The following is a 9,826-nucleotide window of genomic DNA, read 5'->3' on the forward strand; positions in this document are numbered from 1 at the left end:
TGGATAGCCTACTACAATGAGAGACGCCCGCACTCGACCTTCGGCGGCAGGACACCCGACGAGGTCTATGCTACGGCGGAAATGACGGAGCGACTGGCGGCATAGAAACCAACCCGATCCACCTTAGCCAAGCCGCCAAACTGTCTCACCAGGCGGGTCCACCTCTAGGCGCCGCACCCGAATTGTTGCTGGCGCTTATAATTCTGTCAGTCGTGCGACCCTGCCTGTCCCTGTCCGGGACATCAGCCGCACTCGATCAGGAGCTTAGTTCATTATGCCGATCTCTGTTACGCTTACCTCTGTGCAAAACATTGCCGGAGGTCCGACGACCGGCCAGCCCGACGCCAGTTTCACTCTGGCCGAAACCTACGATCCCGCGCTGGACACCACGCAGATCCTCTTTCGGTCACCCGGCCAGACATTGGATATATTCACCAACGGGGGCAGCGCGCTGCCCGGCTCAAACCCCGACCTGACATATGAAGGATCCGACGGTCAGGAAATCAGCCTGGATGAGGTGCAGACCGCTACCATCATACAGGCCGGGGTCATCTATGAAAACGTCAGGCTTCTGCTTGGCTACAGATCAGCTCCGGACTGGAGCGCAGACAATGGTCAGGCCGCGCTGAACGAAGCCGGATTTCATATCAATGCGATCTGGGCCGAGCTCACTCCGGGCAACTGGGAAATCATCGGCTATACCTCGACCGGCATGTCGATCGAAGAGGCGACCCGGCTTGCGCCCGGTGCCAGCACCGACGACATGGCCGAGGCCCCAGGCGATCTCACAAGAGCCATGCCCGGCGTTGTCGAAGGCACCGATGGGGATGACCTGATCGACGAAAACTATACCGGCGACCCCGAAGGTGAAAGGGTTGGTCCGGGCGATGACGTCATCATAGGCCTTGGCGGCAACGACTCCATTTTTAGCGGGGCGGGCAACGATACCATTCATGGCGGTGACGGCGACGACTACCTTGATGGCGGAGATGACGACGACCTCATTGATGGCGGTGATGGCAACGACTTCATCAATGGCGAGGCGGGCAACGACACAATTCGTGGTGGCAACGGTAACGACGAAATTCATGGCGGCAACGGTAATGATTCGCTGCGGGGGAATGAAGGCGACGATACGCTTTATGGCGGAGCGGGAAACGATACGCTTGTCGGCGACGGGGGAAACAACCTGCTGGACGGCGGAGATGGCGACGACTTTTTACTTTCACAAGTTACCGTTACTGATCCTGAAGATCTGAGAGAAGACACCCTCTATGGAGGCGCGGGAAACGATACCCTTATCGCATACCATGGACATCACCTTCTGGACGGAGGTGAAGGGAATGACTTTCTTTATGGCATGAGCGGCGGCAGCACTCTGACTGGTGGTGAAGGGTTCGATCGATTTGACGTTCACCATGGCGGCGTTCGCGAAACCATCCTGATCACCGATTTCAACACCGGCACCGGTCAGGACATCCATGACGGCGACCAATCCAACAACGACCTTGTCGATCTGAGAGAATACTACAATCAGACCAACCTCGACGCCTATAACGCCGCCCACGGCACGAATTATAAAAACCCGCTGCAATGGATGCGGGCCGATCAGGCCGATGACGGCACGCTGAACATGCTGGATGGCCAGAACGGCCTGCCATTCCTGAACCTGCGGATCGAGAATGACGGCAGCCCCGTCGCGCCCGAGGACCTGACCTATGACAACACCAGCATCGTCTGTTTCGCAAACGGCACGCTGATCGAAACCGGTCAGGGCCAGCAGCGCATCGACGATCTGCGGCCCGGAGACCTCGTCCACACCGCAGACAACGGGTTGCAGCCGATCCGCTGGATCGGCTCGGTCAGGCTCGACGCCCGCACGCTTGCAGCAAATCCGAAACTGCGCCCCATCCGCATCCGGGCCGGGGCGCTGGGAAAGGGAACGCCGTCCTCGGACCTCGTCGTGTCGCCACAGCACCGGGTGCTGGTGCGCTCGAAGATCGCGCAGAAGATGTTCGGCACCGAGGAGGTGCTCGTCGCCGCCAGGCAGCTTGTGCAGATCGAAGGCATCGACATCGCCTCGGATATCACCGAGGTCGGGTATTTCCACATGCTCTTTGACCGGCACGAGGTCGTGACCTCGAACGGGGCCCTGACCGAGTCGCTTTATACCGGCCCGCAGGCGCTGCAATCGGTCGGCAAGGCGGCGCTGGAAGAGATCTTTACCCTTTTCCCGCAACTGCGCGAGGAAGGGTCCGAGCCCACGCCCGCACGACCGCTCACCTCTGGACGACGCGCGAGAAAGCTCGCAAACCGCCATCTGCAGCATCACCGCGCCATGGTCGGTTGAACACGGCCAAAAAAAGCATCAAGGGGCCGCGGGCAAAACCGTGGCCCTTTGGACGACACATCGGGATAGCACTGCAGCGGCAGCTATCCAGCGGCACAGCAGCCAGCGCGGTCAGCGCTGCAGATCGGCGATCTGGGCGTCGGTCACCTCATTCGCGCTGAACGCCATCACGTGATTGATGGCGAGCTCTGCCAGTGCGGCTATAACCTCCTCACGCACCCAGCCCGCCCCCTCGGCACTGTTCAAAAGCGCCATGAACGCAGGTTCAACCGCTTCTTGGCAGTCCAGAACGCGATCAGGGTAAGGGCCAAGATACCGGGGGCCAAGCATCATCAATCTCCGCAAGCTGTTGATGACAACCCTATTGAGGCGCAGAAGATCCCGAAAATGTGAAAGATCTCGTCTGGCCGCCAAATGCGCAATCGCCCGCTTATCGAGCAAATTCCCTGATCGAAGGTGCGGCAGGCCGCATCTGGCGAACAACAGGCTGATGGGGTTGGCGATGGCGCGGCATCTGGCCGGGCCAGCAGCGCGGCTTACACAGTCAGTGCGCGCGCCTGACCGGACCGGTTTTGTTATTCGAGCCGCAAAAGGCCCGTCTGGATACAGGTTCCGCTGTTTCTCAGGTCTTTAACTTGTCCGCAGCAGTCATGATCTGCGCGCGCAGGATCGAGTCCTTAAGAACAACAGGAACAGACAGCAGACGTTCATTCTCGGCCGCATGTATAAGGCCGAGAAGGCGCACGAGGTGACAGTCCAGAATCGTCATCGCAGTTTTCCCATGGGTCCCCCGACCGCAGCCTTTATCCGGATAACATCGGGGTGAGCGGTTCGTTCCCGACCAGTCTGCCAGAGGCCGCATTTTTCTGAACGATGGAAGAAAATTCGTCAGCCGGGCAAAAGGGCTAACCCAGGGAATGCGCCCCGACCACCAAAGGCCGGGGCGCAAATAGCGATATGGACATGGTGACGGCTCGCCGGTCAGCCTTGATCAGCCAGACGCTCCAGATTGATGCGCAGAACCGAGTCGAGAGCACCCTCCCGATAGGCGGCGTCACTTTTATCATTCGAGACTTTGACAGTCATGAACAGCGTCCTGCCGTCCTCGCTGACCTCAAGGCTATTAGGATGGGCCGGCAGGGGTACGCGCTGCTTGATGGCATAGCTTTGCGCATCAATGACCAACAGCCCACCGGTGCCCGACTTGTTGTCTCGATCAACGCCACGCCATGTCGCATAGATCTCTTGCCGCGCCGGGTTATAGGCAACGTCAAGCGTGCCGAGGCCGACCGGGATCTGCCTGATCACCTTGCCGCTGGCGATGTCGGAAACGTAGATGGCACCGTCCTGCGCATCACTCGCAAAGAGGCGCTGACCTTCTGCATCAATCGCCAGATTAACAAAGAAATGGCGCGAGGCATCGCCCCCTTCTTCGGATGTGTCGCCGGTTGACAGCCCGCCGACGCGCTGGCCGCTGGCAACGTCGATCACCGAGATTTCCTCGATACCGCCGCCGCTGACATACAGCCGCCCTGCCCCCGCATCGTAGGCCGCCCCGGCGGTCCACAGGCCGGTGTCGATCCGGTGCAGCATCTTGCGGGCCTTGGTATCGACGATCCAGGTCACGCCCTTCTGTCCCGGCCCGGTCACAAAGGCGAGACCGCGCTGTTCGTCCAGCACGATCATGCGGACGTGTTCGAAACCCTTGTCCTCGGGCTGGCCCAGCTGGATGGTGTCCAGGATCGTCCCGCCCTTCGCGTCGATCACGGTCAGCGAACCGTCCAGCGTATTGCCTGCGTAAAGCTGTCCAGTGCTGCGATCCAGTGCCAGCGCAAAAGCCCGGCGCGGCAACTGGACACGGCGGATCGGACGCAGATCAGAGGCGTCGAACACATGGACATAGCCCGGCACATCACCGTCAAACGAAGGCGACGAGGCGACAAAAAGCATCCCCTCCTCGGCCCAGTGCGCCACCTCATAGGCGCCAAGGACCGCATCGGTGCGGATCAGCGCCGGTGCGATCTGGGCGGCGGTCAGCGCCGCAGGCTCGCCGTTCGACTGTTGAGCGGCAAGCGGCAGCGCACCCATTGCAAGACACAGCGCCAAAGTGCCCACAGATAGTGTGGTTTTCGACCACGGATAAACGATACTCATGTAACTATTCCTCGCAGATGGGGGGTCAGAATTTGGCACGCAGCGTCAGCTCGGCGCTACGGGGCTCGCCATAGACGACCCTGCCGTAAAAGCCGGTGGTCGCGTAATATTCCTTGTCAAAGACGTTATTCACGCTCAGCGACAGCTCTGTCTTGTCGGTCAGCTCATAACGCGCATTCAGATCAAAGACAGCGTAAGAGCCCTGATGGACGTTCGTTTGCTGGCTGTCGCTCGCGAAATTCATGCTGTCGGTACCGCTTTGCCAGCGCATCGCACCGCCAAGGGTCAGTTTTTCGTCAAGAATGCCAGCCAGCCGGTAATCAGTCGCAATCTTGAGGGTGTGTTTGGGCTGGTCAGCCGCGAAACGTTTGCCATCCTTGTCCTCGGAGGTGCGGAAGGTGTAGCCGCCCGAGATATTCCAGCGATCGCTGATCGCCCCGGCCAGTTCGACCTCAAAACCGCGCGTCCTGGTGCCGTCGATGCTTTCATAGATGGCGTGCAGGTCGGTCTCATCATTACCTACCCAATTCGCCACATCCTTCTGATTGGTCTGAAAGATCGCGGCCGAGGCATACATGGCCCCGCCCATCAGATCGGCCTTGACCCCCAGTTCATAGTTCCAGCCGTAGGTCGGGTCGAGGTAATCGCCATTTTTGTCCAGAACGATCTGCGGCTTGTAAATGCTCGTGACGCTGCCATAGGCGGTGTAGGTCGGGTTCAGATCATAGGTAAAGCCCAGATAGGGCGTGATCTCACCGTTATAGCTGTATTCATAGGTCAGCTCGCCGGTCGTGGCCTCGCTGCCTTTCCACCAGTTCGCCCGCGCGCCGGCAATGATGGACAGCGCATCGCTCGCCTGCAGCCTGGTGGTTGCATAAAGCCCATACTGACGCTGCTTATCGTGCCAGATCGTGGTTGCCGCGTCCGAAAAGCGCGGTCGTGGGTAACTGCCGTCCCAGTCAAATATATTACCGACCGGGGTCAGCGACGATCTGTCAGCCGCATAGCCGGAATAGTCGCTTTTAAAGTCAGAGACAGTGGCCCCAAGGACGAATTGGTGATCACGGCCAAAAGCCTGAAAGTCACCGTTCAGCATCCCATTCAGCGACGACACCTTGGTCGTCCCGTTATATTTCACCGCCGAGGGGGTCATGCCAAGTCCGGTTTCCCTGTCAGGACTACCCGAGATCCAAGCCAGCTCCATATCCGCCTCGCTGCGGATATGGGTGGCAACCAGCCGCGCGGTCCAGCCATTGTCAAAGACATGCTCAAGCGAGGCAAAAGCCTCGGTCCGCTCGGTATCGACATAGGTCCAGTCCGCGCCCAGCGTCGCGCCTTTATTCCAGTCGATCAGGCCGCCGTCGGCATAATAGGGCGGCAGCCCACCCCAGGTTACGTTGTCGGCCCTGGTTTTTTGATAGCTGATCCCGGCGTTCAACACGGTATTGTCGCCCAGATCGGCCTCGATCGCGCCATAAAGGACGTATTTGTCCTTGTGATATGCATCCAGCGATCCATCGCGGCTGTCGGCGACCGCAACGAACCGGCCCCGCACCGTGCCCGCGGTATTCAGCGGCCCCGAGACATCGGCTTCGACCCTGCCCCCCTTGGGATAGGCCAGCGAAACCGCCGTCTGGTTCTGGAACTCACTGGTCGGGCGCTTGCGGATAAAGTTGACCGAGGCCCCGGGCTCGCCCGCGCCCTGCATCAGCCCGGTAGCGCCTCGTACGATCTCGACATGATCATACAGCGCCATGTCGGGATTATTGTCGCCAAAGGTCCAGGCACCGTTTCGCGGCGTGGGGACACCGTCATACTGATAGGCGTCGATGTAAAAGCCCCGCGCGTAATAGTTGATCCGGTCGCTTTCATAAGCCTGCACGGTAATGCCCGTGGCGGCCTCCATCGTCTGGGCAATCGTGGTGATATTGCGGTCCTGCATCTGTGCATGGGTGACAGCGCTGGTGGATTGCGGCGTTTCCTTTTGGCTAAGCACCAGCCCTGTCGCCGAACGCATCCATGCCGTTGTCCAGCTGCCCGAACCCTCGGTCTCGGTGCCGGGGGCGGCGGTGATCGTCACCTCGTCCAGAACGACGGTGCTTTCTGCTCCATCCTCGGCCTCTTGCGCCAGGGCAGGACAGGCAAGCATCGTCAGAATACCGGCACCCAGCGCCGTTGTAAGCCGCACAGAAGCAGCGGAAGGGATCAGAAGAATACGCGTCATGGCAAGCAATCCGATTCTTTCGGTTTTTGGCTTGCATATGGCGTGCTTGTGCCCGCTATCCCTATTGCGGGGCCGATGATCAAGCTCAAGCGTCATATGACCGCAGGCCACGCGCGGTTGCTGCAATTGCGCAACAGTCACATTTGCAGCAAACTTTGGCTGAACGCGCGGGGGTCGTGAGCTGGGATCTGGTCATAGCACGATCACACACTTGAAAGCCACGCAAATTGACGCCATATTGTGCCTATCTATATGGAGGCGCGGATGCGTATCGAAGTTTATGCCGAAGGTGGCCAGTTCGCTCCGGCCCGGATCGCCGAAGCACTACGCACCACCAAGGACGAGGTGGCCCGCACGGTCGGCCTTGGCCGCGATGCCGTCATGCGACCCGATCGCGTGGCCAGTCCGAAGACCCAAAAGCGCCTGCGCGAGATGGTCGAGATCCTGAACCGGGTCGCGCCACGCTTTGGCTCTCCGCTGATCGCATATGCCTGGTATCGTTCTGAGCCGTTGACCGGCTTTGGCGGCCTGACCGCGATGCAGCTGGTGCGCGACGGTCATGCGGCAGAGGTGATGGATTATATCGACGCGGTGGAAGCGGGCCTTTACGCCTAGATTATGCATTACCGCGGTCTTCTTTATCGCGCCCTCAACCCCGTCTGGGCGCGCGAGCCACTTTCGGGCGAGGGAGCCCGGCGCTTTGGCGGGCGGTTCAACCCAAAGGGCGCCCCTGCTCTTTACACCGCGCTGTCAATCATGACCGCGATCCGCGAGGCTAATCAGATCGGCAACCTCCAGCCCACGACGCTGGTGGCTTATAAGGCCGATGTCGCGCGAATATTCGATGCAACCGACCCGGCCGCTCTGGACGAATACGGAATCGGACCTGCCGACCTGGCCGCCGACGACTGGCGCATCAGGATGAGAGAGGATGGCAAGGCCCCGACCCAGAAACTGGCCGAACAGCTGATCCGTGACGGTCATGACGGCATGCTGGTCCGCAGCTTTGCCAAAGGGGCAACGGATGCGGACCTGAACATGGTGCTGTGGAAATGGGGCGCCGCCCCGCCCGCCGTGCTGACGCTGGTCGATGACGAAAACCGGCTAGGTTAGGCGGCACCCTGCCCCTATTTCTTTGCCGCGCGCATCCCGAACCAGATGCCGGGCAGGCACAACAGAGCAATGCCAAGGCTGACCCATGTCGCAGCGCCTTGTGGACTGCCCTGCCCCGCCGCCATCAACAGCCCGGCGAAAGCCGAAACGATGGAAAAGGCAATCAGCTGCGTCGTGGTGATCGCGGCGGCAGCCTTGCCGCCCTCGGCCGGATCTGTGGCGCTGCTCATTGCGGCCACACCAAGCAAGGGCCAGCACAGGCCGATCCCCACCCCGGCAAGTGCCAGAGACAGTGCTTGCAACAAGGTCAGCCACGGCGCAGCACCCTGTTGCTGCATCAGGCCATAAGCGAAAAGACCAAGGACCAGCAACACCGGCCCCAGCCGGATTGCCCGCGCCCGTGCGGCGGCAGAGGCAAGCGTCACCGAATAAAGCTGCGCCAGTACCCAGGCAAGCGACAGCACCGCACCCAACAACCCGGCAAGCAGGGGCCCAAGCCCCGCAAGCTGCTGGGCAAACAGGGGAATGAAATTCTCAAGCATCACCCCGGTGCTCAGCGCAGCGACGGTCAGATAGATCCACTTCAACCGATTGCCCCGCTGCCATGTCAGACGCGGCAGAATGGTCTGCGTCGCCCGCCTCTCGACCCTGGCAAAGCCGATCAGCAAAAGCCCACCCACGGCCAGCGACACCACCGTCGGCCAACCGACCGGCAGCACCGCACTGACCGAAATCGCCACCACCGCCGCCATCAGCGTAATCAGCGATGCAACCGGCAAAGCCTCGCGCAGCGCCACAGGCGCGATGGCCCGGAAACCGCGCCGCGCAGGCAGGATCATCAGGCAGGCCGCCAGCGCCAGCAGGCCAAAAGCCCAGCGCCACAACCCAAGCTCGGCAAACAGCCCGCCAAGCGAGGGACCAAATAGCGTGCCGAGCCCCCACATGGCTGAAATAAGCCCCGTCGCCCGCGCCCATAGCGCCTCGGGCAAGGCGGTGCGGATCACCGCATAGCCCAGCCCTGCCAGCACGCCACCGCCCAGTCCCTGAACAAGACGCGCGGCCAGCAGCGCCTGCATCCCCGGTGCGGATGCGGCAAGCAGCGCCCCGGCGGCGAACAGGATCAGCGCCAGCGTATAAGCCGCCCCCGGCCCGCGACGCGCCAGCATGCGACTGACCATCAACGAACCAAAGATCGCCGCGATAACGAAACCGGTCGTCACCCAGGCGTAAAACTCCTGCCCGCCAATTCCGGCGACGATCGACGGCAGCAGAGCCGCCGTAAAGTAAAGGTTCATCGCGTAAAGCAGCACCCCGCCCGCCATGACCGTAACAACGGCAAGGTTGCGGCCGCGGAAAAGATCAGCCCATGCGCCCTCGGGCTCCGCCGCAGCGAAGCTGGAAACAGATTGTGTCATCGTGGAAAGCCTCGGTTTTCGGATCAGGTCTTTTGCGGCCAGGAAAGGGCCAGCAGGATCAGCGCCACAGCCAGCACGACAAGGGGTGCGACACCGTGGGCGTATTCACCGTGGCCAAGCGTGGTCAGCGCCGCCGCCGCCATCACGCATGCGCCCAGAGCCGCACCGTAAACCCGGCTTGGCGAATAAAGGATCAGCAGCGCAGCCAACAGTTCTAGGGTCAGGACTCATAACCAATAAATGACGATTGCGGCGAGGGCGATGGCTGAGAGGAAGACCTTTGGGCATCTGTCATATCGGGTTGCCACACGCCGCCAATCCTTGAGCCTGCCGAACATGATCTCGATCCTGTTGCGCCGTTTGTATCGGCGCTTGTCGTACTTCACCGTCATCTTCCGCTGTTTTCGACCAGGGATACACGCCCGTATCCCCTTGTCTTTCAATGCTTCTCTGAACCAGTCGGCGTCATAGCCGCGATCCCCGAGCAACCAATCGACATCCGGCAGGCTGCTCAACAATGCCCGCGCGCCAATGTAGTCGCTGACCTGACCGGCGCTGACGAACAGGTTG

General features: G+C 60.8%; 11 protein-coding genes. 4 read left to right on the forward strand and 7 right to left on the reverse strand.

The genetic code is table 11. The annotated features are described in order from the left end of the window. A partial coding sequence (locus M511_RS19725; protein WP_139824641.1) for an integrase core domain-containing protein occupies window positions 1-105 on the forward strand: 105 nt, incomplete at its 5' end. 169 nt (window positions 106-274) lie between these two features. Continuing rightward, complete coding sequence (locus tag M511_RS19550; protein WP_085503177.1) at window positions 275-2,350, forward strand: Hint domain-containing protein; 2,076 nt, start codon at window positions 275-277, stop codon at window positions 2,348-2,350. A gap of 111 nt (window positions 2,351-2,461) precedes the next feature. Here the strand turns inward: M511_RS19550 and M511_RS18435 are convergent, their stop codons facing one another. The 4 genes from M511_RS18435 to M511_RS18450 all read right to left on the reverse strand — a co-directional run bounded on the left by M511_RS18435 (window position 2,462) and on the right by M511_RS18450 (window position 6,728). Beyond that, window positions 2,462-2,683, reverse strand: coding sequence for a hypothetical protein (locus tag M511_RS18435; protein ID WP_010400533.1), 222 nt, complete (start codon window positions 2,681-2,683; stop codon window positions 2,462-2,464). Window positions 2,684-2,972: 289 nt separating this feature from the next. Next, the gene (locus M511_RS18440) at window positions 2,973-3,119 is read right to left on the reverse strand and encodes a hypothetical protein (protein WP_010400531.1); all 147 of its coding nucleotides are present in this window, start codon (window positions 3,117-3,119) and stop codon (window positions 2,973-2,975) included. 212 nt (window positions 3,120-3,331) lie between these two features. Continuing rightward, window positions 3,332-4,504: a YncE family protein gene (locus M511_RS18445; RefSeq protein ID WP_010400529.1), complete on the reverse strand. Its 1,173-nt coding sequence runs from the start codon at window positions 4,502-4,504 to the stop codon at window positions 3,332-3,334. A 25-nt stretch (window positions 4,505-4,529) separates the two neighbouring features. Continuing rightward, entirely contained in the window at window positions 4,530-6,728 is a 2,199-nt protein-coding gene (locus M511_RS18450) for a TonB-dependent siderophore receptor (RefSeq protein WP_085503185.1), read from the reverse strand. Window positions 6,729-6,992: 264 nt separating this feature from the next. Here M511_RS18450 and M511_RS18455 point away from each other — a divergent pair, with 264 nt between their 5' ends. Then, the gene (locus tag M511_RS18455) at window positions 6,993-7,343 is read left to right on the forward strand and encodes an MbcA/ParS/Xre antitoxin family protein (protein WP_010400526.1); all 351 of its coding nucleotides are present in this window, start codon (window positions 6,993-6,995) and stop codon (window positions 7,341-7,343) included. 3 nt (window positions 7,344-7,346) lie between these two features. Beyond that, a complete protein-coding gene (locus tag M511_RS18460) occupies window positions 7,347-7,841 on the forward strand; it encodes an RES family NAD+ phosphorylase (protein ID WP_085503179.1) in 495 nt (164 codons plus the stop codon). Window positions 7,842-7,855: 14 nt separating this feature from the next. Here the strand turns inward: M511_RS18460 and M511_RS18465 are convergent, their stop codons facing one another. The 3 genes from M511_RS18465 to M511_RS18475 form a co-directional block, all read right to left on the reverse strand. Beyond that, window positions 7,856-9,256 carry an MFS transporter gene (locus tag M511_RS18465; RefSeq protein WP_085503181.1) on the reverse strand — a complete coding sequence of 467 codons (1,401 nt, stop codon included), beginning with the start codon at window positions 9,254-9,256 and terminating at the stop codon, window positions 7,856-7,858. A gap of 23 nt (window positions 9,257-9,279) precedes the next feature. Then, window positions 9,280-9,465, reverse strand: a complete 186-nt coding sequence (locus tag M511_RS18470) for a hypothetical protein (RefSeq protein ID WP_085503183.1) — start codon at window positions 9,463-9,465, stop codon at window positions 9,280-9,282. A gap of 18 nt (window positions 9,466-9,483) precedes the next feature. After that, the coding region (locus M511_RS18475; protein WP_139824611.1) for an IS5 family transposase at window positions 9,484-9,826 on the reverse strand (343 nt) is incomplete at its 5' end.

This window comes from Paracoccus sp. J56, from assembly GCF_019633685.1.
In the GTDB taxonomy this organism is placed as follows: domain Bacteria; phylum Pseudomonadota; class Alphaproteobacteria; order Rhodobacterales; family Rhodobacteraceae; genus Paracoccus; species Paracoccus kondratievae.